A 22,355-nucleotide genomic window follows, 5' to 3' on the forward strand; every position below is an offset into this window, starting at 1 on the left:
ACCTTTCGGTTCGCCCCGTTCTTTGTTGCGTTTGCTCCGCCTACTTACCGACCTTGAGTAGTCGCTTGAGGTACTTACCGTAGCCCGACTTCTCGAGCGGCGTCGCGAGCTCAGCGAGCTGAGCATCGTCGATCCAGCCGGCGCGCCAGGCGATCTCCTCGATGCAGCCGAGCTTGAGGCCCTGGCGGTCTTCGATGACCTTGACGTACTCCGACGCCTGCATCATCGACTCGAACGTGCCGGTGTCGAGCCAGGCCGTGCCACGGTCGAGCACGTGCACCTGCAGCTTGCCGCGCTTGAGGTACTCGGCGTTGATCGACGAGATCTCGAGCTCACCACGGTCGGACGGCTCGACGTTCTTTGCGATCTCGACCACGTCGTTGTCGTAGAAGTAGAGGCCGGGCACCGCGTAGTTCGACTTCGGTTCTTGCGGCTTCTCTTCGATCGAGAGCGCCTTCATGTGCTCGTCGAACTCAACGACGCCGTAGGCGCGGGGTTCGGCGACCTGGTAGGCGAAGATGAGGCCGCCGTCGATCTCGCCGTGTGAGCGCAGCGACGAGCCGAGGCCGGTGCCGTGGAAGATGTTGTCGCCGAGCACGAGTGCGACCGAGTCGTCGCCGATGAACTCCTCGCCGATGATGAACGCCTGCGCGAGCCCATCGGGCGAGGGTTGCTCGGCGTACTCGATGCGGATGCCGAGGTCGGAGCCGTCACCGAACAGCGCACGGAACTGCGAGTTGTACTCGGGAGTCGTGATGATGAGGATCTCGTTGATGTCGGCCATCATCAGCGTCGACAGCGGGTAGTAGATCATCGGCTTGTCATAGATCGGCATCAGCTGCTTCGAAATGCCCTTGGTGATCGGCCACAGCCGGGTGCCGGAACCGCCGGCGAGAATAATGCCCTTCACTACTTGGCCTCCTTAGCGCCTGCGTTGAGCTGCTCATAGAACGCGAGGCACGCCTCGTACTCGGGTAGCAGACCCTGCTTCTGTGCCTCGAGAAGGCCCGGTGCCTCGGTGTCCTTCGGCGAGAGCAGCAGCTCGGCCTCGTCGATCTCGAAGTCGAGGCCGACGGTCTTGCAGAGCGGGTGGATGCCGTGCTCGCGCCCGGGTGCGTACGTCGACGAGCAGAGGTAGCTCACGGTCGAGTCGTCCTCGAGCGCGACGAAGCAGTGGCCGAAGCCCTCGGGAATGTAGATGGCCCGGCAGTCGACGTCGTCGAGGCGCACGCTGTCCCACTTGCCGAAGGTGGGCGAGCCCACGCGAATGTCGATGACGTAGTCGACGACGGCGCCACGGGTGCAGGTGACGTACTTCGCCTGGCTCGGCGGCACATCCGCAAAGTGAATGCCGCGCACGGTGCCGCGCTTCGAGACCGAGGTGTTCGCCTGCTTGAGGTCAAGCGGGTGGCCGACGGCCTCTTCGAGCTTGTCGAAGCGGTAGTACTCGAAGAACACACCGCGGTCGTCGGGGAACTGCTTCGGTGTGATCTCGAAGGTTCCGGGGATGCTGAGTTCGCGAATCTCCATGAGGTCAAGTGTAGGAGGAGCTCGTGCCTATGCCTCGGAGGTTTCCACGTTGCGAGCCTCGACCGTCGCGTCGGCCTCCCGGCGGCGCCGTTGCGCCACGAGCGCCCAGACACCGACGCCGACGAATCCAAGCAGCGTCACACCCGTGACGACAAGGCCCGGGAAGAAGCCCGGCGTCACGAACTCGAGTTTGAGTTCATAGACTCCAGCAGCAGGCACGTAGACCGCGGCGCCCGCGTGCTCGGCGTCGACGAGCTCCGCCTCCTCGCCGTTGAGCGTTACGGTCCAGCCGTCGCGACGCATCGAGTCAGCAAAGATGACCCAGCCAGGGCCGTCCGTCGTCACCGTTGCAGTCGTGATGTCGAGGTCTCCCGAGTCAGTAACCACGACGCTGCCCTCGCCGCCACCCGGCTGTTCATCCGCCGCATCCTCGAGGACAACCTCGTCGGGAGTGGCCTCGGTGTCGAGGTATTCGAGCCGCTCTTCGCGGTCCTCGATGACAGTCGAGTCGCTCGCCCAGCGGATGCGTTCGAGTGCCGTATCGCGTTCGACGATGGTCACGTCCCCGGTGTCGACAACGTTGAGGTCATCGTCCTGCGGCCGGACCACCTGCAGCGACGCGTCGCCGTCTTCCGACCAGAAGTTGATGGTCGCGTCGGGCGTCGTGGTCGATACCTCGACGGTCCACTCCAGGTCGGCGTCGAACTCGTCAGCGTCGAGCGCGAGGAAGATCGAGTCGTCGACTTGTCGGAGTTCCTGCTCATTTGTGGTGAGCACATTGCCATCGCTGTCGACCGCCTTGACCTCGACCTTCATGCCATCCCACGGGAGATCGGTCACGCCTGCGGCAGACAGAATCACGCCGCGGCTCGGCCCCGTGACTTCGGCTGTCGCAATCGAGCTGTCATCGCTCAGCACGAGGGTGGTCTCCACACGGCCGGTAACTTCCTCGACAGGACCCGGCAACTGATCGCTCGAGGGCATCGTCGCGTAGTGCACGCCGTATCGATCGAGGATGTTATTCGAGCTTGCTTCCGGGATTGCCTCGACCGGTGGCTGCGCATACGTGATCGTGCGCTGTGCCCCGGGCACAGCGGTTGCGATGAGGTCGCGCCATTCGGAAGTGGTAAAGCCGCGGCCCGCGAAGTCACGCAGTTCATACACGCTCGAAACACCGATGTAGATCGAGTTACCGAACGAAATGAAGCGCTGGTCGTCGAGGTTTTCCGCGAGGTAGTCGGTGGCCTGCGTTTGCGGGTAGAAGGTGTCGGCGTCGTTGACGGTCCACCACTGCCGCGCGACCTGCGCGGCGGGCAGGGCCACCATTGCGTAGATGGCGAGGCCCGCTGTGACCTTGAACAGCCAATGCGGGTACTTCGACAGGGCCGTGGTGATGCCCACGAACACCGCGACGGCGAGCAGCGTGAACTGCAACCAGCGCTCGACGAGCGGCGGCGTCGGCGAGTTGAGAATCGCGTTCGTCGAGGTCATAACCAGCGCGATTACGATCGCGATGGCGAGTGCAAGGCCCGCCAAGTCGAGCGCCCGCCGCCCCCACTTCGTGCCAAGCACCTGCGGTTTAGGTCGCAGAATCGCGTGCAGGCCGAAGGCTGCGAGCACCGCGAGGAGGAATCCGAGGACACTCCGCAGGCGGCCCGAGAGGCTCGAGCTCAACGTCGGCAGTTCCTGGATCAGGGCAAGGGCCGGCCCGCCCCAGTACATGCCCGCCCCAATGAGGGCGACCGCACCGACGAAGAACCACATGATCGGGTTTGGAACCGGCAGGCGGCGGCGGAGCACGAGGGCGATGACGACGAGCGCGATGCCCCCTATACCGAAATACGACAGCATCTCGATCGGGTGCCCCGTGCCCCAATAGTGAGTGAAGTCGGGTCGACCGAACAGATACGGGAACAGCGTCGTCGAGAGCGCAGACGTATTGATGTGCACGCCCTTGTTTCCGCCGCGGCCCTCGAAGTCAATGAGGTCGTTCGATGCAAGCACGAATGGGAGGAGGTGGACCGCCGCGACGAGCACGCCCGACAGGATGCCGCCCGCGTACCGCAGCGCCTGCCAAAGGATGTCGAGCCACCCCGCTTGAGTATTGCCGCGCCACAGCGTGAACGCCCGGATGACCGCATAGGCCGTGATGAGGTAGAGGCTGTAGAAGACAATCGCCGGGAAGCCACAAAGCCACATCGCTCCGAGGACAAGACCGAGCAGCGGGATCGACGTCCACCTTCGCGTTGCAATGAGCCGTTCGGTCGCCCAGAACAGGAGTGGAATCAGCGCGGCCACGCGCGTTTGCGGCCAACCGGTCCAGGCGAGCATAAAGCCGGAGGAAGCGTAGAGGAGGCTCGCGACAGGCCAAGCCGCCGGCGTGATCTTGAGGCGGCGCAGGAACAGCGACATCCCCAGAGCGATCGCCGCGATTTCGAGCAGCTTGACAACGCCCGGAGCCACCTCGGTCGGAAAGACCCAGTAGGGCCAGGTGAGCGGGGAGAAGTAGCCGCCATTCGGCATCCCGCCCAGCTCGGCACCACCGCTCTGGAAAGGATTGCGGAAGGCGAAGTCGCCCTGGCTGAGCCGCTCACCGAACAGCAGCGTGCTCGGGAGGACGCTGTCGACGGTGTCGGTCGCGAACACGTTGCCGGAATTCGACCGGACGTCGGTCGCTTCCCAAAACATCGCCGAGCTCATCAGAATGTTGGTGCTGGCGAATACGCGCCCCTCGAGGAGGCCTGGGACGACCGCAACGATCGTGAAGCACACGAGCGCTGCCCACCCGATCGCAGCAACAATTGGCTCTGGGCGCAGGAGCCGGCGGAACCATCCGTCCCGAATATCGGGTGCCTGATGGCTGCCACCGCGGGTGCGTTCAGCGATCCGTATTCCCAAGAGTCTCCCCACATCGAACGCCGAACGATCGGCGGTGCCAACTCTCAATGATAGGGACGGCCGCGCCCCGCCATAAAATGACACGAGCACACTGACACCATTGCACCGCAGGATCGCGTACCGCGGGCAACCACCCACTGCCGAGGAGCCGGAGCCAACGACTATGGATCGACGAGCATCCGTGTTCGAGCCACCCGCTCACCATCGCCAAGGTGTGCACGAGGACACCAACGGCAACCGCCTCTACTCGCTCGCGATCGCGACAACCAGCCTCCTCTTCTTTGCGTTCTCGCTGCTCTGGGCATTCAACTCGCCCTTCTTCGACGGGCCCGACGAGAGCCGACACATTAATTCCATATCGAGACTGGTTGATGGCGGCGGCTGGCCGATGCCCTACGAAGCCGTCGTTACCGGCGCAACGCACCAGGCTGAACTCGAGGGCTCCGTAGTCGTCACACAGGACGGCGCGGTGCGCGAACTCCTTGATCCCATTTACCGCAGCACGTTATTCGAGTACGGCACAAGTCAAGACAAGGGTCGCGACACGATGCTGCAGCATCCCCCCGGGTACTATGCCGTGGCCGCGACCGTCGTCGCCGCCCTTGGGGGCGGCGAGCTGCGGTGGGACCATGCCCAGTTTATTGTGCGGGGTGTCTCGGCCGCGATCGTTGCGGGCGCAATCCCCTTCATCGTTGGCACCGTCCGCAGAGTGACCAGGAGCCGCCTCATCGGCATCCTCGGTGGCGTCGGTTTGCTCTGTGTGCCGTTCTTTACCGGCCTGGGCGGATACGCCTCGAACGACACACTCCTACTCCTCGCCTGCTCCGCGACCATGTACCTGCTCGTTCGAGGGGTTCGCGAAGCTCGCCCTAGCGCATGGCTCCTCCCCCTCGCGGGAGTCGCCTATGGCGTCGCGCTCTTCACGAAAGGGTTCGCACTGATGCTCGCCCCGACCGTGGTCATCCTCGCCTTCTGGGTGGCCTGGCGTCGGCGTCGATCGGTGCTCCACTTCGTAGTGCAGTTGCTGGTTCCGGCTGCGATTGCCTTCGCCATCGGCGGCTGGTGGTGGGCGCGAAACCTGCTACTCCTCGGCAAGATTCAGCCCAGCCAGCTCGGCGACCGTGAGCGACACGAGAACGCGTTCAGCGGTTACGATTTCGGCAGGTTCGTCGGTGCCTTCTTTGAGCGACTCAACGGCACCTTTTGGGGCCGCAACCTGTTGCCCGCCGAAGTCGTCACCATCGCAGGTGTCGCGCTCATCTTCGTCCTCATCGTGGCCTTGTTGACGCGCCAGACCCGCAGCATGTTCTTCATCACCGCGCTGTTCCCGCTGCTCATCGCAGCGACAATCTTCAACAACGCCCATGGCATCTATTGGGACACCTCCGACCCGAGCCGCGGCGTGCAAGGCCGCTACCTCTTTGGCGGAATCGTCGCGGTCGCGATCGCAATCGGAGCCTGCTGGCTGCTGATACTTCGCCGCGCAAGCACGCGAGCCCGCAGCATCCTGACCATGGTCGGCGTCGCAGCGCCCGTTGCCATCACTGCTGTGTGCCTGCCGTTCATGGTTTCGCGGCGCTGGACCATGTTCTGGCAAACGAACGGGATAGTCATGGAGACCGCCACGTGGCAGACGAACGCACAACATCACCTCGCCCTACCCTCGTGGGTCGACGCCCTTGTGATCCTGCTCGCGACCGTCACCGCCATTGCCACGGCGGTGCTCGCCGCCCGCCTCTCGACGACCAAGGAACTTTTCGACGACGCCCCGGCCGCCACCAACGAACAAGACGGCGCTAACAAAAAAGACGGCGCTGCCGAGCAGGCAGCGCCGTCTGTGATCGCGTAGCGAGGCCTAGTTCGCGCCCGTCACGATCTTGACGATCTCGTCGACCTGAACGCGCGAGCGGTCCTTCACCTGCGGCAGCGACTCACTGAGCTTGCCGCGCACCTCCTCTTCGTTCGCCGCGAGGCGGTCGAACTCCGAGCGCAGGTGCGACTGCGAGAACTTGTCCTTGCCGAATGCCCACTCGGCGAGGCCGAACATGTCGAGCACCTCTTGGTACTTGTGGCTCCATCCGATCACGAGGGTCGGCACGGCCATCGCGAGCGACGACACCATCGCGTGGAAGCGCGAGGCAACGAAGAGGTCGCACAAGCCGATGACGTGGCGCAGGCCCTGCGACGACATCTCGCTGTCGATAAACAGCAGGTCGTCGCTCGCGCCGATGCGGTCGGCGAGCTCGCGCACCATCGGCAGGTCGTTGTTGTGGGTCTTGTCGGTGCCGGTGCGCACGCTGTGCGGAATGAGCGCGACGCGGTAGCCGCGCTCGCCGATGAGGTACTGCACGAACGAGGCCAGCTCGCCGACGTAGTCGCCCCCAGCGGCGTCGATCTTCTTCTGCATCACGACGCTCGGCGAGATGCCGACGACCGGTTTGTCGCCGAAGAACGAGGCGTCGAAGTGCGTCTCGGCCTCGCGCTTCTCGTCGTCGGTGAGCTCGAGCAGGAACGCGTAGTCGGCGCCGGGCACCGTGTTCGTGAGGCCGAGGCCGTCGAGGTGCTCCTGGGTGATCGCACCGCGCGAGATGATCTTCGCCATCTTCGGCAGGAACACCTTCGCGGCGGCCTTGTTCGCGGGGTTCTCGAACGGGCCGAGCGCCTGCGCGCACTTGAAGACGGGCACGTTCTCGTTGAGCGCGGGCAGGATGCTCGCGACGTTGTAGATGAGGAACTTCTCGCGGCCGTCGACGAAGGTGATGCCGCCCTGGTCAAGCAGAATGTCGGCCTGCGCGAGCGCGCGGGCCGCGGGCGACTTCGTGCGCAGCGTGCGGCGCAGCGGCGGCAGCAGCCGGTACGCGAGCGCGGCCGAGTTGATCTTCACGCCGAGGGTCAGGGGGTCGGCCGCGACGATGTCGAGGTTCGGGTAGGTGTTGAGCCGGCGGTCCTCTTCGGGGTACATGCTCAGCAGGGTGAAGCGCACGTCGCCGAGCGCCTCGGTGAGGGTCTGCACGGCGCTCTCGAGCATGGCGGCCGCGCCCTTGTTGCCCGAGAGGGCAGAGCCGATGATGACGATGTTGTAGGTCACTGCTGCTTGAGCCTTCCCTTATTGAGAATGAGGTAGATGAGTGCGACAAGCGCATCCGACACGGTCGCAACCAGGCGTGCAACCAACGTTACGACGATCGCTTGCGCAACCGGGATGTACGCGCTGAGGAGCGCGACGGCGACCGCCTCGCGCACGCCGAGGCCGCCGGGCACGAAGATGGCGAGCATGCCGATGATGCTCGCGAGGATGTAGGTCGCGGCCACGCCAAAAATCCACTCCGGGCGCATCCCGACCATCGACTGCATGATGAACACGAAGCCGATGCCGTTGAGGATGCGCGGCAGCAGATACCCGAGCTGGAAGCCGGCGAGCGGCAGCGGGCGGATGACGTCAGTCTCGGCGAAGGGCTCACGCTTGACGATCGAGAGCGCCTTGTTGAGGAGCCAGTAGAACGCCTTTGGGAAGAAGATGATGAGCATCGGCACGACGACGAGCAAGGGGAGGAACAGCCCCGCGTTCGACGCGAGCTCGTCGCTGAACATGAACACCACCGGGATCGACAGCAATACGCTCGCGATCACCATGAGCACGTTCTCGTAAATGAACGAGTTCGTAACCGTCTTCTTGCTCAGCCCGACCTTGTTGCCCCAGGCGATCTTGTTGAGCACCGAGCCGACCTGGCCGGGAATGTACTTGAGCACCCACGAGGCGGCGTGGATGCGCACCGCGTCGGAGATCGACACCTTCGTGCCCGCCATGTGCGCGAGCAGTCGGCCCCAGAGCAGGCCGGAGACGACGACCGCGAGCGTGAGCAGCACGGCGCTGCCGACGAGCCACCAGTCAAGGTGCAGGTCGACGTCGCGGAGCGCCTCGATGTTGTTCGAGAGCGCGCGCCAGAAAAACAGCGCGATCGCGGCGATGATGACCCAGGGCAGGATCTTCGACGCGACCTTCAGCGCCTTCTTCAACGACTACTTCTTCGCATTGATCGAGCGAATCGACTCGATCGACTTCTTCTGCGAGAACGGCACGCCGCCGTTCGGGTCGGCGAAGCCGAACGCGATGAGCATGATCACACGCTCGCTCGCGTCGAGGCCGAGCTTTTTCTGCATCTGAATCTCGAGCGGCTCGAAGTCGGGCCAGTTGATGATCGTGCTGCTCAGGCCGAGCGTCTCGAGGCCGTAGATGAACGACATCGCGGCGAGCGAAGAGTCCACGTAGATCGCGTGACGGTCACGCGGGCTGAAGTAGTTCTCGAGCTTGCCCACGACCACGGCGACGGCAGGCACCTGCTCGGAATAGCCACCCGTGCCGAAGGGGATGCCCGCAACCTCACGCGCCATGGTCGCGTCGGTGAATACCTTGAACTCGTAGGGTTCGCGGTTGCAGGCGGTCGGCGACTGGCGAGCCACAGCGAGCGCCTGGTCGACGAGCTCGACCGGCACCTCGCGCTGTTCGAACCACCGCACGCTGCGGCGGTGCGTCGCGAGGTTGAGCATCTGCTCGTACGACACGTCAGGGGCCGTGCGCTGGCCCGCGAGGAACGGCGAACGCGAGACGACGTCGCTCACGGCGCGGTCGGTCGGGTGCTCGTCGATGCCCTCGACCGGCTCGAGCGTGCCGATGACATTCTCGAAGCGCTCCTTCGCCTGCGCGATCACGGGGTTGCTCAGGTCGACCATCGCGAAGTAGGCCAAGAGCACGTCCTTCGCCCAGGCGATCTCGTTCGGGTCGACGCGCACGGCGCCGCTGCGGCGGCTCAGCGCACCCTCGAGAAACTCGATCGTCTCGCCGAGGTAGTCGAGCGCGAACACGTCGCGGCGCGGCTGCATCACCATGCCCTTTTCGAGGCGGTGAATGTTGCGGCGCAGGCCGACGTTGTTGCGCTGCGGGCGGTTGATGTCGCGGTAGTAGTGGCTACGGCCGCGCAGCACGGCGTACTGCTCACGGTTGAAGGTCGCAAACCCGACCGTCGAGTAGAGCGTCGCGGTGAGCCGGTTGGACGCGGCGACGGCAAGGACGGCGCGGTTGGTTCCGTTGTAGATGGCCCGAACCTGTGGGTTCGCGAGCACATTCTTGACGGTCGACTTCAGCTTCTTGAGCATTATTTCGAGGCACTCCTTCTCGCTCTGTCCTCGAGACAGACGTTCAAGCGTACGTCAGCGCCGCTTGGCGTGACAAGGATTGGTGCGGGGTTAGCGACCCATCGCGAGGTAGGTGAAGCCCGCCGACTCCCAGTTCCCGCGGTCGAGGCAGTTGCGGCCATCGACCACGATGCGGCCGGTCGCGAGCTCAGCCACCTTCGCCGCGTCGAGCTGCTGGAACTGCTTCCACTCGGTCAGCACGGCCACCGCGTCCACGCCCGTCACCGCGTCGTCGATCGAGTCGACGAAGTTGAGGTCGTCGGCGAAGCGCGCGACCACGGGGCCGGCCTTCGGGTCGGTCACGCGCACGTCGGCGCCCGCCGCCGCGAGCTGCCGCGCGACGTCAACCGCGGGCGAGTCGCGAATGTCGTCGCTGTCAGGCTTGAACGCGGCGCCGAGCACCGCGATGGTCTTGCCTTCGACGCTGCCGCCGAGCGCATCCGCGAGCTTCGCGACGACGCGCGAGCGCTGGCGCACGTTCACGGCGTCGATGTCGCTGAGGAAGTCGAGGGTGTCGTCGAGGCCGAGCTCGTCGACGCGCGCCTGGAATGCGCGGATGTCCTTCGGCAGGCAGCCGCCGCCGAAGCCGACGCCGGCGCGGAGAAACTTCTTGCCGATGCGGTCGTCGTAGCCGATCGCCTCGGCGAGCGTGGTGACGTTGCCGCCCGTGGCGTCGCAAATCTCGGCCATCGCGTTGATGAACGAGATCTTCGTCGCGAGGAACGAGTTGGCGGCGACCTTCACGAGTTCGGCGGTCGCGTAGTCGGTGACGACCTTCGGCGTCTCGCTCCAGTCGAGGCCTTCGTAGGTCTCGCCCGAGAGGATCTTCGCGTAGGCCTCGTCGAGCTTCGCCTCAGCGAGCTCGGCCTGGGCCGGGTCGGCCGGCAGGCCGTAGACGAGGCGGTCGGGGCGCAGCGTGTCGTCGACCGCGAAGCCTTCACGGAGGAACTCGGGGTTCCACGCGACGATCGCGCCCTTCGCCGCAAACTTGTCGGCGAGTACCGCGGCGGTGCCGACCGGCACGGTCGACTTGCCCGCGACGAGCGAGGGGTTCTCTGGGTGATCCGGGAGCACCGCGAGCAGCGCATCCGTCGCCGCGTGCACGTACGTGAGGTCGGCGCCCTGGCCGTCCCGACGCTGCGGAGTGCCGACGCCAATGAAGTGCACGTCGGCGTCGGCCGCGGCGGCGAAGTCGGTTGAGAAGGTCAGGCGACCCGACTCGACGTTGCGACGCAACAGTTCGTCAAACCCCGGCTCGTAGAACGGCGACTTGCCTGCCGAAAGCAGGGCCACCTTGTCGGCGTCGGTGTCGATTCCAACCACCTGATGCCCGACCTCAGCCATGCTCGCGGCGTGCACCGCGCCGAGGTAGCCGCAACCGATCACAGAAAGTTTGCTCATGGTGCTCAACGATACCGGCACTGGGTGGCGCGAATCGCACCCGCCACCGGGTTAGCGGTGGTCGTGGCGGTCCTGCAACGCACGCTCGCGGTCGAGGTGCTCGCGGTCGAGGTGCGGCTGCACGATCTGCTGGATCGCGTCGGTGCGCGGGAACCGCTGCACCTCTTCGACACCCGCGGTGTCGGCCGGCAGGTCAATTACGGTGTACTGCGTGCCCGCGACGTTCGGGCCGCCAAGCTGCACGCGTTTCACCCGCTCGAGCGTGTCCTCAAGCAGCACGCGGTTCGTGCGCTGGAGGTCGGCGATGACGAGCAACACGTACGACATGAACGCGGCGAGCAACATAACCGCACCGAAGAGCAGCGACTGCACGTGGCCGCCCGCGGTGCCCATGATCATGAGGATGAGGAAGCGCACGAACGGAATCAGGCCGAGCACGAGCATGACCGTGCCGATCGTGCCGAGCACGACGTGCGGCTTGAACATGAGGAACGAGCGCGTGATCGCCGTGCCCGACTTGAACATGTGCTGCCAGATGTTCTTGAACAGGCGCGACTCGCGCGTCTTCTCGTTCGTCTCGACCGGCACCGAGGCGATGCGCAGGCGCTTGTTGCCCGCCTGAATGATCGTCTCCATGCAGTAGCTGAACTGCGTCACGACGTTGAGGCGGAACAGCGAGTTGCGCGAGTAGGCGCGGAAGCCCGACGCCGCATCCGGCAGCTGCGTGCCCGCGGCGAGGTTCACGACGTCCGAGCCGACCTTCTGCATCTGCTTCTTGAATGCCGAGAAGTGGGCGATCTTCGCGGTCTGGCGGTCGGCGATCGCGATGTCGGCCTCGCCCGCCATGACCGGCGCGAGCAGGTCGGGGATGCGGTCCTGCGGGTACTGGTTGTCGCCGTCGGTGTTCACGACGATGTCGGCGCCGTGCGAGAGCGCGTAGTCGACGCCGTCGCTAAACGAACGCGCGAGGCCCATATTGCGGGCATGCAGCACGAAGTGCTCGACGCCGAGCTCGCGCGCCACCTCAACGGTGCGGTCGGTCGAGCCGTCGTCGATCACGAGAATGACGACCTCGTCGACCCCGGGAATCTCGCGCGGGATCGAGTTGATCACGAGCGGGAGGGTCTCCTCCTCATTGAGGCAAGGAATCTGAACAAAGACGCGCATAAAAAGAGTTTCCTGACACAGGCCAAGCGAGCAAGTACTACCAAATGGTAGCCGTCCATTCGGCAAACGCTCAGGCGCCACCGCGGTGGGGCGACCGGGGGATCTTCAAGTCCGCTCGCATACGATCGACTTCGCTGTCCCGTACTCCCCCGCCCAACCGAGAGCTTCATGACCCGATCGACCCCGCCGCGCATCCTCGTGCTGCTGACGACGCACAACGGTGCGGCGTTTCTCGAGGAACAGCTCGACTCCGTGCTCTCGCAGCGCGGCGTCGACGTCGACGTGCTCGTGTCGGACGACGCCTCGACCGACGGCACGGGTGAGATTCTCGCGCGCTACGCCGCCGCATCCGAGGACCGGATGCGCCTGCTCAAGCCGGGCGTGTTCGGCTCGGCCACCGCCAACTTCTTTCGGATCATGCGCGACGCCGACGTCGCCGGCTACGACGCGGTCGGGTTTTGCGACCAGGACGACGTGTGGGTGCCTGGCAAGCTCGAGCGGCACTTCAACGTGCTCGCGCTGCCGAACGGGCTCGACGGGCGCGGCCCGTATTCGGGCGTCTCGTCGAACGTCACGGCGTTCACCTCGGCGGGCGAGCGGCAGCTCGTGGTGAAGAACCAGCTGCAGCGCAGCGCCGACTACATGTTCGAATCGGCAGGGCCCGGCTCAACGTTCCTGCTGCGGCCCGAGGCGTTCGCCCTCGTGCAGCGCCGCCTGCTCGCGCCCGACAGCGTCGCCGACGCGACCGCCGCGCACGACTGGCTCGCCTACGCGCTCGTGCGCGCCTCAGGCGGCCGCTGGTTCATCGACGGCGAATCGTCGGTCGAATACCGCCAGCACGGCAAGAACGCGCTCGGCGCGAACGAGGGCCTGAGCCAGTACGTGCGCCGCTTTCGCTCGATCGCGAACGGCCAGTTCCGCCGCAACGCCCTCGGCGTCGTCGAGGCCTGCCTCGAGGTCGCCTCGCCCCCCGAGCGCGGCCGGCTCGAGTGGATGCGCGTGCGGCTCGAGCGCCTGAACTACCTCGACCGGCTGCGGCTCGCGCGCCGTGTGTCGGAGTTTCGACGCCGGCGTCGCGACCAACTCGCGCTCGCCGGCACGCTCGTGCTCGGGCTGTTTTAACGCCGGTTTCTCGGCCGCGGGGCGACAGGGACGCCCCGCGTGGTTAGCCTAGAAGCTTATGGCTGCCAAGTGGATCCCCGAAGTCCAGGGCGCGCGCACGCTCGCACTCGCCCTGGTCGCGGCCTATCACATCTGGTTCGGCAAGGTCTCCGGCGGCGTCGACGTCTTCCTCTTTATCTCGGCATTCCTCCTCACGCGCTCGATGATCGGCGCGGCCGAGCGGGGAGCGTCGCCCCGGCCGCTCTCGACAATCCTGCGGCGCTTCGCCCGCCTGCTGCCGTTGACGTTGACGGCGGCGCTGCTCATCGTCGCCGCGTCACTGCTCTTGTTGCCGACCTCCGAGTCACCGATGATCCTGACGCAGGGCTTCGCGTCGTCAACGTACTGGCAGAACATCTACCTGCAGCAGCAGCAGATCGACTACTTCGCGGTCGACCGCAGCACCGCATCCCCGTTCCAGCACTACTGGTCGCTCGCGGTGCAGGGGCAGGTGTTCGTCATCTGGCCGCTGCTGTTCGCGCTGCTCTGGTTCGTCGCGAAGGTGACGAAACTCGACACGCGCAAGGTCGCCCTCGGCGGCTTCGGGCTCGTGCTCGCGCTCGGCTTCGCGTTCTCGGTGCGCTACACCGAGGTTGATCAGCAGGCCGCCTACTTCAGCATGTTCGCGCGGGTGTGGGAGTTCGCGGCCGGCGCCGTGCTCGCGCTCGTGCTGCCGTGGATTCGGCTACCCGGCATCGCGAAGGCGGTGCTCGGCTGGGCCGGCGTCGCAGGCATCGTGCTCTGCGGCTGGGTGCTGCCGGTCGAGGCGTCGTTCCCCGGCTGGGCGGCGCTCTGGCCGATCCTCTCGGCGAGCTTCGTCGTCGTCTCGGCGGGCGCGCCGCGCTACGGCGCCGGGCTGCTACTCAACAACTCGCTCATGCAGTCGGCCGCGAACTACAGCTTCGCGCTCTACCTGACGCACTGGCCCGTGCTCGTCATCTACCTCTTCGTCGCGCGCACCGACTCGGTGTCGTTCCTCGAGGGCGCCGGGCTGCTCGGCATCTCGGCCGCGCTCGCGTGGGCGCTGACGAAGCTCGTCGAGGCGCCGATCGCCGAGTTTCTCGCGGGGCGCCAGGCGCCGAAGCGGATGCGCGGGCTCGGCACGCTCGCACGCGCCGGCGTCGTCGTGGTCGCCCTGCCCGCCGTGACGCTGGCAACGCTGGGGGTCGGCCAGGGCATCCTGTCGGCGCGCATGCACGGCGCCCGCGTCGAGGCCCTCGCCGTTCCCGCCGATTCGTACGGCGCGAGCGCGCCCGACCTTGACGGGGAGCCGCAGTGGCCGAGCGAACTGATCGTGCGCGACGATCTCGCGCAGCTGCCGAGCTGCTCGCGCGAGACGCTCGCGACCATCGACGACGATCTCGAGCAGTACTGCCTCGGCGACGAGGACGCCGACACCTGGGTCGTCGGCAACTCGCAGGCGCAGCAGTCGATTCCGCTCATCGAGGGGCCGGTGCGCGCGTACATCCTGTTCTCGTGCCAGTTCGGCGGCGAGGGTGTTCAGCCTGATGTCGAGGACGAGTGCGATGAGTTCTGGGAGAACATGACCGCCCAGATCCTCGAGGACAAGCCGAAGACCGTGCTCGTCATGGCGACGCGCTCGTACGAGGACGACCGCGAGGAAGAACTGCCGGGCATCACCGACTGGATCGAGCGGCTCACCGACGAGGGCATCCACGTGATCGCGGTGCGCGATGCGCCACGCACGACCTTCAACCCGTTCATGTGCACCGAGCAGTGGGGCGTCGACGCCGAGCGCTGCAGCTTCACGACGAGCCTCGCCGAGCCGAACCTCGACCTGCAATCGCGCGTCGAGGCCGCGGGCGGCGACTACATCGACCGCAACAACCTCATCTGCCCCGATGGCGAGTGCGCGCCGGTGCGCGGCGACATCTACGTCTTTATGGACTCGAGCCACGTCACCGCGACCTACCTGCGCACCGTCACCGCGGCCCTTGACCGAGACCCGGCCGCCTAGCTCTTCAACGCTGTGGTGACTGCGTCAATACCGGATGGCCTCCGTCTCTCAACGAAGTACGGCTAGCGGGCGAGGGCGGCGAGGTGGATGCTCGCGCAGCGGCGCCAAGTGAAGGTCGCGGCCCGCTCGGCGCCGGCGGCCGAGAGCGCGGCGCGCACCGGCGCATCCGCGAGCAAGTCGCCGAGCGCGGTGGCGATCGACGCGGCGGTCGGCTCGCAGTACTTCACGGCGTCGCCGCCCACCTCGGGCAGCGCCGAGAGCTTCGTCGTGATCACGGGCGCACCCGACGCCATTGCCTCGAGCACGGGCAGGCCGAAGCCCTCGGCGATCGAGGCGTAGACGAACGCATCCGCGCCGCCGAGCAGCACGCGTAGCTGCTCGAGCGGCAGGTAGCCGAGCTCCCGGATGCGCGAGCTCGCGTCGGCCTTCGCGGCATCGAGTTTCGCGGCGGCGTCGGCATCCCAGCCGCGCTGGCCCGAGATGAGCAACGGCGGCGCGTCGGGCAGCGCGGCGTGGGCATCGATGAGCTCGCCGACGCGCTTGCGCGGCTCGATCGTGCCGAGGAACGCGACCCAGCGTTCGACGCCGTGTTCGGCGCGGAACTCGGCCAGCTCGGCCTCGCTCGGGCGGTGGAAAACGTCGAGGTTGACGCCGTGGTGGGCGACGACGATCTCGCGCCGCGGCTCGCCCGCGTACCGCGCGACCTCGGCGGCGGTGGCGGCACTCGGCGCGATGAGCTGCACGTCGGCGCGCACGCCGCGCTTGATCCACTCCGTGAAGAACCACCGCTTCAGCGACGAGTGTGCCTCGGGGTCAGAGAAGAAGGTCGCGTCGTGCACCGTGACGAGCCGGCGGATGCCCCGCGCCGACAGCGGGAACGTGTAGTGCGGCGAGAGCAGCGCCGTGCCACCGAGCGCGCGCACGGCACGCGGCAGATGCGTCTGCTCCCACACGAAGCGCAGGCCCCGCTTGCCCACCCACGCGGGCACGGCCTCGATGCTCGCGGCGTCGTCGAGCGCGCGGAAGTGCTCGACGTGCTCGGGCTTCACGAGGTAGGTGCGCGCGACGCGCTGCCCGGCGGCGTCGAGCTCGGCGAGCCCGGTCGCGAGCCCCTCGAGGTAGCGCCCCACTCCACCGAGCTGCGGCGGCAGCGAGGTGAAGTCGAGCACGAGGTGCTCGGATGCGAGGTCTCGGCCGGGCGTCTCGGCCGCGGCTGGGGCGGTTGCCGTTGCCCGCGCGGCCCGCGCCGACCGCAGCGCCGCCTTCGCCGACGCCCCGCCGGTGCGCACGAGGGCCCGCAGCTTCATGTCGATCGGCCCGTTACGCAGCGCGCAGCGCAGCCGGTTGCGGCGGTTCCAGCGCACGAAGTTCGCCGACTCGGTGCCCGACGACCCGGCGTGCGCGTGCACCGACACGGCCCCCGCCGCGTAGGCCACGCGCCAGCCCGCCTTCCGCAGCCGCCACGAGAGGTCGGTGTCTTCGTAGTACATGAAGTAGCCCTCGTCAAAGCCACCGAGCGGCTCGACCGCCGCCGCGCGCAGCATCGCGGCACCGCCGTGCAGGCCAAAGACTGCTGCCGGGAACTCGGTGCCGACCGGCTGCAGCCAGCCGCGGTCGAGGCCGTTGCCCGACTTCGTCACCTGATTGCCGGTCGAGTTGAGCAGTTCCTCGCCCGCCTCGCCGTCGCGCGCATCCCGCCACCGGGCGCCGTCGTGGCCGACGAGCACGCGCTCGCCCGGCCGAAGGCCGTCCTCCGCAACCCGCACGAAGCGCCCCGCGAGCCGCACCTGCGCAGTCGCGGCTCCGGCGCGCGGGTCGCCCTCGAGCGCATCCGCGAGCGCGGCGATGAAGCCGGGCTGGTACACCGCATCCTGGTTGCAGATCACGTAGGCGTCGGCCGGGTACGCGGCCATCGCGCGGTTCGCGGCGGGCCCGTAGCCGAGGTTGTCGCCGAGTTCGAGCACGTCGGCCTCGGGCACGCCGGCACGGATGCGCGCGACCGAGTCGTCGCTCGAGTGGTTGTCGGCCGCCACCACCTGCAGTTGGCGCGCGTCACCGTCGCGGGTGACCCCCGCATCCTGCTCGACGAGCGACGCGAGCGCGGCGACGGTCTCATCGCCGCCGTTCCAGCTCACGACGATGGCGACGATCTTGCCCACAGCTTCGGCACTCTTCACACCTCAACGCTACCGATTCAACGTGGTTTTCGGCGTCGTGCCGGTAGGCTAAGGGCTGTTTCTGCGCGCTGCGCGGAGTGCGGCGGGCTCGCTGCCGCACGCTCACAGGGAGGACTGCAATGAAACTGCTCGTCACCGGCGGGGCCGGCTTCATCGGCTCGAACTTCGTTCGCCGCGCGCTGCGCGACGAACTCCCCGGCGTCGAGGGCGCCGAGATCGTCGTGCTCGACTCGCTCACCTACTCGGGCGTGCGCGAGAACCTCGACCCGATCGCCGACTCGCCTCGCTACACCTTTATTGAGGGTGACATTCGCGACGCCGCGCTGCTCGACGAGATCTTCCCGACCATCGATGGCGTCGTGCACTTCGCCGCCGAGTCGCACGTCGACCGCTCGGTGCGCGACGCCGCGATCTTCGTCGAGACGAACGTGCTCGGCACGCAGCGCCTGCTCGACGCGGCGCTGAAGCACGGCACGAAGCGCTTCGTGCACGTGTCGACCGACGAGGTCTACGGCTCGATCGAAGAGGGCGAGTGGACCGAAGAGTTCCCGCTCGAGCCGAACTCGCCGTACTCGGCGTCGAAGGCGGGCAGCGACCTGCTCGTGCGCTCGTACTTCCGCACCCACGGCTTCAACGCGTCGATCACCCGCTGCTCGAACAACTACGGCCCGTACCACTTCCCCGAGAAGCTCATCCCGCTGTTCGTCACGAACCTCATGGACGACAAGCACGTGCCGCTCTACGGCACCGGCGAGAACGTGCGCGACTGGCTGCACGTTGACGACCACTGCCGCGGCATCGCGCTCGTGTTCGCAAACGGCCGCGCCGGCGAGGTCTACAACATCGGCGGCGGCACGCAGCTGACGAACGTCGAGATCACCGAGAAGATCCTCGAGCTCATGGGCAAGGACGACTCGTACGTCGACCACGTCGAGGATCGCAAGGGTCACGACCTGCGCTACTGCGTCGACATCTCGAAGATCCAGAACGAGCTCGGCTACGAGCCGCAGGTGCCGTTCGAGCAGGGCCTCGCCGACGTCGTGCAGTGGTACCGCGACAACCGCGCTTGGTGGGAGCCGCTGAAGGAGCGCGCCGCCCTGGAGGCGCAGAAGTGACCCGGTACCTCATTACCGGCTCGGCGGGGATGCTCGGGCAGGACCTGCAGCGCGCCCTCGCCGGCCGTGAGGTCACGGCGCTGACGCGGCAGGACCTCGACGTTACCGACGCCGAGGCCGTGCGCGCCGCGGTGGCCGGCTACGACGTTGTGATCAACGCCGCGGCGTACACCGCGGTCGACAACGCCGAGACCGATGAGGACGCCGCGTACGCGATCAACGCGACCGCCGTCGAGCACCTCGCGAAGGCCGCGGCCGAGACCGGCGCGAAGCTCGTGCACTACTCGACCGACTACGTGTTTCAGGGCGATGCCTCGACGCCGTATGCCGAGAACGAGCAGCGCGACCCGCTCAATGCCTACGGGCGCACGAAGGCCGCCGGCGAGGAGCTCGCGCTCGCCGCGCATCCGGACGGCACGTTCATCGTGCGCACCGCCTGGCTCTACGGCGCCGGCGGCCCGAACTTTGCGAAGACCATGGTGAAGCTCGCCGAGAACAACCCCGAGATCACGGTCGTGAACGACCAGCTCGGGCAGCCGACCTACACGCGCGACCTCGCCGAGCAGACGGTGAAGCTGCTCGACGCGGATGCGCCGGCCGGCATCTACCACGGCACGAACTCGGGCGAGACGACCTGGTTCGGCTTCGCCCGAGAGATCTTCCACCTCGCCGGGCACGACTCCGAACGCGTGAAGCCCACCGACTCGACCGCCTTCGTGCGCCCCGCCGCGCGCCCGGCCTACTCAGTGCTCGGCCACGACGCCTGGCGCGCCGCGGGCATCGAGCCGATGCGCAATTGGCGCGACGCCCTCGAGGCGGCCGCTGAGGATGGAGTGCTCACGTCCACATGGTGACGCTCAAGTTTCTGCTCGACCAGCTCGTCGCGCCCGTGCCCGGAGGCATCGGGCGGTACGCCGAGAACCTCGCTCGCGAGGTCATTTCGCGCGCCCCCGCGGGCTGCGAGGTTGAGGGCATCATCACCCCGCCGAAGAGTGAGGGTGCGCCCACGGTCGAGCAGATCGAAGAGCGTTTCCCCGGCCTCGCGCACCTCGAGGTCACCAAGCTGAGCCGTTCGACGCTCGCGCAGTCGTGGTCGCGCGGCCTGCTCACCGGCGCAATCGGCGGCGGGCTCATTCACGCACCCAGCCTGTTCGCGCCGCTGCAGCCGCTCGGCAGCGACGGCGGCGTACAGACCGTCGTGACGGTGCACGACACCGTGCCGTGGACGCATCCCGAAACCCTCACCTCGAACGGGGTGCGCTGGCACAAGCGCCAGCTCAAGCGCGCCTGGCAGCACGCCGCTGCCATCGTCACGCCGACCCACGCGGTCGCCGAACAGGTCGCCGAGCTCTACAACTTCGGCGACCGGCTGCGCGTGATTCCGGGCGCGCCGTCGCGCGACGTGCACCTGCCCGAGAACCCCGACGAGGCCGCCGAGCGGCTCGAGCTGCCCGACACGTATATCCTCGCCGTCGGCACGCTCGAGCCCCGCAAGGGCCTAAACAAGCTCGTCGAGGCGCTCGCGAAAATTCCCGACGCCCAGCTCGTGCACGCTGGCCCCGACGGCTGGGGCGATGTGAACTGGGACTCGCTCTGCGCCGACGCCGGCGTCGAGCGCTCGCGGGTGAAGTCCCTCGGCTTTATCTCGAACACCGACCTCGCCGTGGCCTACGATCGCGCGACGGTGTTCTGCATGCCCTCGATCGACGAGGGCTTCGGCCTGCCGATTCTCGAGGCGTTCCGCGCGGGCACCGCCGTGGTGCACACCGATGTGCCGGCGCTCATGGAGGTCGCTGGTGGGGCGGGCATCCACGTGCCGCTCGCCGACGAGTCAACTTTCGTCGAGCGCCTCTCGGTTGCGCTGAAGAACGTGCTCGGCGACGAGGAGCTCCGCGAGAGCCTCGTCACCGCGGGCCACGACCGCTTCCCGATCTACTCGTGGGGCTACTCGGCCGACCTCGTGTGGCGGCTGCACGCCGACCTCTAGGGCCGGCGCGCGCCTACTCGGTGACGCGGGCGATCGGGGCGTCGACGGTGACCGCCGCGCCTTCCTCAACGAGCCAGGCGATCGTGCCCGCGCGCTCAGCGAGCACCTGCGTCTCCATCTTCATTGCCTCGCACACCGCGACGGCGTCGCCCTCGGCCACTTGGGTGCCCTCGGCGACGAGGCGGCGCACGAGCGTGCCCGAGACCGGCGCGAGCAGCGCATCCTCGTGCGGTGCGGGGGCCTCGGGTGCTGCGGCAGGGTCGGATGCGCCGGCGTCGGCGGCGCGCAGGCTGCCGAGCAGCTCCGGCGGTAGGCCGAGCTCGACGCGACGTCCGTCGACCTCGATGAAGACGCGGCGCAGGGCCGGCGCGGGCGCGGCCTTTGCGCGCGGCTGCGCCTCGAGCTCGGGCAAGAGTTCGGTCTCGATCCACTGCGTGTAGACGCCGAGCCGCTCCCCCACGAAGGCCGGATGCTCGACGACGACTCGGTGGAACGGCAGCACGGTCGCGACCCCGTCGATCGTCGTCTCGCGCAGGGCCCGCCGCGAGCGCGCGAGCGCCGTGGCGCGGTCGTCGCCCACGACGATGAGCTTCGCGATCATCGAGTCGAAGGCACCCTCGACGCGGTCGCCGGACTCGACACCGCCGTCCCAGCGCACGCCGGGGCCGCCGGGCTGGTGCAGGTGCTCGACCGCGCCGGGCGAGGGGAGGAAGCCGCGGCCCGGGTCTTCGGCGTTGATGCGGAACTCGATGGCGTGGCCGACCGGCTCGGGGGTGTCGGTGCGCGAGAGGCCGCGGCCCTCGGCGACCCGGAATTGCTCGAGCACGAGGTCGACGCCGCTCGTGAGTTCGGTGACCGGGTGCTCGACCTGCAGGCGCGTGTTCACCTCGAGGAACGACACGGTGCCGTCTTCGCCGAGCAGGAACTCGACGGTGCCCGCGCCGCGGTAGTTCACGGCGCCGCAGATCTCGCGAGCAGCGGTGTGGATGCGCTCGCGCGCGTCGGCGGGCAGGTCGGGCGCCGGCGACTCCTCGACGAGCTTCTGGTTGCGGCGCTGCAGCGAGCAGTCGCGGTCGCCGACGACGAGCACGCGGCCGGCGCCGTCGCCGACCACCTGCACCTCGACGTGGCGGGGGCGGTCGAGAAAGCGCTCGATGTAGCACTCGCCGCGACCGAAGGCGGTGACGGCCTCGCGGGTGGCCGACTCGAAGGCGTCGCCGACCTCGTCGAGCCGGCGCACGACCTTGAGCCCCCGCCCGCCGCCGCCGTACGCGGCCTTGATGGCGACGGGCAGGCCGGCCTCGCGCGCGAAGGCGATCGCCTCATCCGCGCTCTCGAGGGGCTTGTCGGTGCCGGGCACGAGCGGCGCGCCGACCGAGGTGGCGATCTGGCGGGCGGTCACCTTGTCGCCGAGCTGGTCGATCGACTCGGGGGTCGGGCCGATGAAGGTGAGTCCCGCGTCCTCGACCGCTCGGGCGAACGCGGCGTTCTCGCTGAGGAAGCCGTAGCCCGGGTGCACGGCGTCGGCGCCGGCCTCGCGCGCGACCTCGAGTAGGCGGTCGATGTTGAGGTAGCTGTCGGCGGGCGTCGTGCCGCCGAGCGCGTAGGCCTCGTCGGCGAGCCGCACGTGCATCGCGTCGGCGTCTTGGTCGGCGTAGACCGCGATCGAGGTGTAGCCGGCGTCGGCGCAGGCGCGCGCGACGCGCACGGCGATTTCGCCACGGTTGGCGATGAGGATGCGCTGCATG

The 22,355-nt window shown here is 67.6% G+C and carries 16 protein-coding genes; 6 read left to right on the forward strand and 10 right to left on the reverse strand.

Annotation, left to right across the window (positions count from 1 at the left end):
• Nucleotides 1–40 precede the first annotated feature (40 nt).
• From rfbA to M3M28_RS10140, 3 genes are read right to left on the reverse strand one after another with little or no spacing between them, the layout of a single operon-like run.
• On the reverse strand, nt 41–910 hold the full coding sequence (gene rfbA / locus M3M28_RS10130) for a glucose-1-phosphate thymidylyltransferase RfbA (protein WP_249386344.1): 870 nt from the start codon (nt 908–910) through the stop codon (nt 41–43).
• Nucleotides 910–1,530: a dTDP-4-dehydrorhamnose 3,5-epimerase family protein gene (locus M3M28_RS10135; RefSeq protein WP_249386345.1), complete on the reverse strand. Its 621-nt coding sequence runs from the start codon at nt 1,528–1,530 to the stop codon at nt 910–912. The genes rfbA and M3M28_RS10135 overlap by 1 nt, the downstream gene beginning before the upstream one ends.
• Before the next feature lie 27 nt (nt 1,531–1,557).
• The gene (locus M3M28_RS10140) at nt 1,558–4,218 is read right to left on the reverse strand and encodes a YfhO family protein (protein WP_249386346.1); all 2,661 of its coding nucleotides are present in this window, start codon (nt 4,216–4,218) and stop codon (nt 1,558–1,560) included.
• Between the two features lie 391 nt (nt 4,219–4,609).
• Here M3M28_RS10140 and M3M28_RS10145 point away from each other — a divergent pair, with 391 nt between their 5' ends.
• The gene (locus M3M28_RS10145; RefSeq protein WP_249386347.1) at nt 4,610–6,277 is read left to right on the forward strand and encodes a DUF2142 domain-containing protein; all 1,668 of its coding nucleotides are present in this window, start codon (nt 4,610–4,612) and stop codon (nt 6,275–6,277) included.
• Nucleotides 6,278–6,283: 6 nt separating this feature from the next.
• On the opposite strand, the gene M3M28_RS10150 is transcribed toward M3M28_RS10145, so the two are convergent.
• The 5 genes from M3M28_RS10150 to M3M28_RS10170 all read right to left on the reverse strand — a co-directional run bounded on the left by M3M28_RS10150 (nt 6,284) and on the right by M3M28_RS10170 (nt 12,189).
• A complete protein-coding gene (locus M3M28_RS10150) occupies nt 6,284–7,516 on the reverse strand; it encodes a polysaccharide pyruvyl transferase family protein (protein ID WP_249386348.1) in 1,233 nt (410 codons plus the stop codon).
• Nucleotides 7,513–8,445, reverse strand: coding sequence for a lysylphosphatidylglycerol synthase domain-containing protein (locus M3M28_RS10155; RefSeq protein WP_249386349.1), 933 nt, complete (start codon nt 8,443–8,445; stop codon nt 7,513–7,515). The genes M3M28_RS10150 and M3M28_RS10155 overlap by 4 nt, the downstream gene beginning before the upstream one ends.
• Nucleotides 8,446–8,448: 3 nt before the next feature.
• Entirely contained in the window at nt 8,449–9,582 is a 1,134-nt protein-coding gene (locus M3M28_RS10160; RefSeq protein WP_249386350.1) for a nitroreductase family protein, read from the reverse strand.
• A 90-nt stretch (nt 9,583–9,672) separates the two neighbouring features.
• Nucleotides 9,673–11,022: a UDP-glucose dehydrogenase family protein gene (locus M3M28_RS10165; RefSeq protein WP_249386351.1), complete on the reverse strand. Its 1,350-nt coding sequence runs from the start codon at nt 11,020–11,022 to the stop codon at nt 9,673–9,675.
• 51 nt (nt 11,023–11,073) lie between these two features.
• The gene (locus M3M28_RS10170) at nt 11,074–12,189 is read right to left on the reverse strand and encodes a glycosyltransferase family 2 protein (RefSeq protein WP_249386352.1); all 1,116 of its coding nucleotides are present in this window, start codon (nt 12,187–12,189) and stop codon (nt 11,074–11,076) included.
• Between the two features lie 168 nt (nt 12,190–12,357).
• On the opposite strand from M3M28_RS10170, the gene M3M28_RS10175 reads away from it, so the two are divergent.
• Together M3M28_RS10175 and M3M28_RS10180 are read left to right on the forward strand one after the other, a co-directional pair.
• Complete coding sequence (locus M3M28_RS10175) at nt 12,358–13,311, forward strand: glycosyltransferase (protein ID WP_249386353.1); 954 nt, start codon at nt 12,358–12,360, stop codon at nt 13,309–13,311.
• A gap of 58 nt (nt 13,312–13,369) precedes the next feature.
• The gene (locus M3M28_RS10180; protein ID WP_249386354.1) at nt 13,370–15,328 is read left to right on the forward strand and encodes an acyltransferase family protein; all 1,959 of its coding nucleotides are present in this window, start codon (nt 13,370–13,372) and stop codon (nt 15,326–15,328) included.
• A 62-nt stretch (nt 15,329–15,390) separates the two neighbouring features.
• Here the strand turns inward: M3M28_RS10180 and M3M28_RS10185 are convergent, their stop codons facing one another.
• On the reverse strand, nt 15,391–17,505 hold the full coding sequence (locus M3M28_RS10185) for a glycosyltransferase (RefSeq protein ID WP_249386355.1): 2,115 nt from the start codon (nt 17,503–17,505) through the stop codon (nt 15,391–15,393).
• Between the two features lie 119 nt (nt 17,506–17,624).
• On the opposite strand from M3M28_RS10185, the gene rfbB reads away from it, so the two are divergent.
• From rfbB to M3M28_RS10200, 3 genes are read left to right on the forward strand one after another with little or no spacing between them, the layout of a single operon-like run.
• The gene (gene rfbB / locus M3M28_RS10190; protein ID WP_249386356.1) at nt 17,625–18,620 is read left to right on the forward strand and encodes a dTDP-glucose 4,6-dehydratase; all 996 of its coding nucleotides are present in this window, start codon (nt 17,625–17,627) and stop codon (nt 18,618–18,620) included.
• Nucleotides 18,617–19,474: a dTDP-4-dehydrorhamnose reductase gene (rfbD, locus tag M3M28_RS10195; RefSeq protein WP_249386357.1), complete on the forward strand. Its 858-nt coding sequence runs from the start codon at nt 18,617–18,619 to the stop codon at nt 19,472–19,474. Before rfbB ends, rfbD begins: the two co-directional genes overlap by 4 nt.
• Entirely contained in the window at nt 19,468–20,607 is a 1,140-nt protein-coding gene (locus M3M28_RS10200; protein WP_249386358.1) for a glycosyltransferase family 4 protein, read from the forward strand. The genes rfbD and M3M28_RS10200 overlap by 7 nt, the downstream gene beginning before the upstream one ends.
• A gap of 13 nt (nt 20,608–20,620) precedes the next feature.
• On the opposite strand, the gene M3M28_RS10205 is transcribed toward M3M28_RS10200, so the two are convergent.
• Complete coding sequence (locus tag M3M28_RS10205) at nt 20,621–22,354, reverse strand: acetyl/propionyl/methylcrotonyl-CoA carboxylase subunit alpha (protein WP_249386359.1); 1,734 nt, start codon at nt 22,352–22,354, stop codon at nt 20,621–20,623.
• Between the last annotated feature and the right edge of the window lies 1 nt (nt 22,355).

Source organism: Gulosibacter sediminis (assembly GCF_023370115.1).
Classification (GTDB): domain Bacteria; phylum Actinomycetota; class Actinomycetes; order Actinomycetales; family Microbacteriaceae; genus Gulosibacter; species Gulosibacter sediminis_A.

Coding starts and splice junctions, on each gene's coding strand:
- M3M28_RS10135 (WP_249386345.1), bottom strand. CDS start 1,530: ATGGAGATTCGCGAACTCAGCATCCCCGGAACCTTCGAGATCACACCG.
- M3M28_RS10140 (WP_249386346.1), bottom strand. CDS start 4,218: ATGTTTTGGGAAGCGACCGACGTCCGGTCGAATTCCGGCAACGTGTTC.
- M3M28_RS10160 (WP_249386350.1), bottom strand. CDS start 9,582: ATGCTCAAGAAGCTGAAGTCGACCGTCAAGAATGTGCTCGCGAACCCA.
- M3M28_RS10165 (WP_249386351.1), bottom strand. CDS start 11,022: ATGAGCAAACTTTCTGTGATCGGTTGCGGCTACCTCGGCGCGGTGCAC.
- M3M28_RS10170 (WP_249386352.1), bottom strand. CDS start 12,189: ATGCGCGTCTTTGTTCAGATTCCTTGCCTCAATGAGGAGGAGACCCTC.
- M3M28_RS10175 (WP_249386353.1), top strand. CDS start 12,358: ATGACCCGATCGACCCCGCCGCGCATCCTCGTGCTGCTGACGACGCAC.
- M3M28_RS10180 (WP_249386354.1), top strand. CDS start 13,370: ATGGCTGCCAAGTGGATCCCCGAAGTCCAGGGCGCGCGCACGCTCGCA.
- rfbB (WP_249386356.1), top strand. CDS start 17,625: ATGAAACTGCTCGTCACCGGCGGGGCCGGCTTCATCGGCTCGAACTTC.
- M3M28_RS10200 (WP_249386358.1), top strand. CDS start 19,468: ATGGTGACGCTCAAGTTTCTGCTCGACCAGCTCGTCGCGCCCGTGCCC.
- M3M28_RS10205 (WP_249386359.1), bottom strand. CDS start 22,354: ATGCAGCGCATCCTCATCGCCAACCGTGGCGAAATCGCCGTGCGCGTC.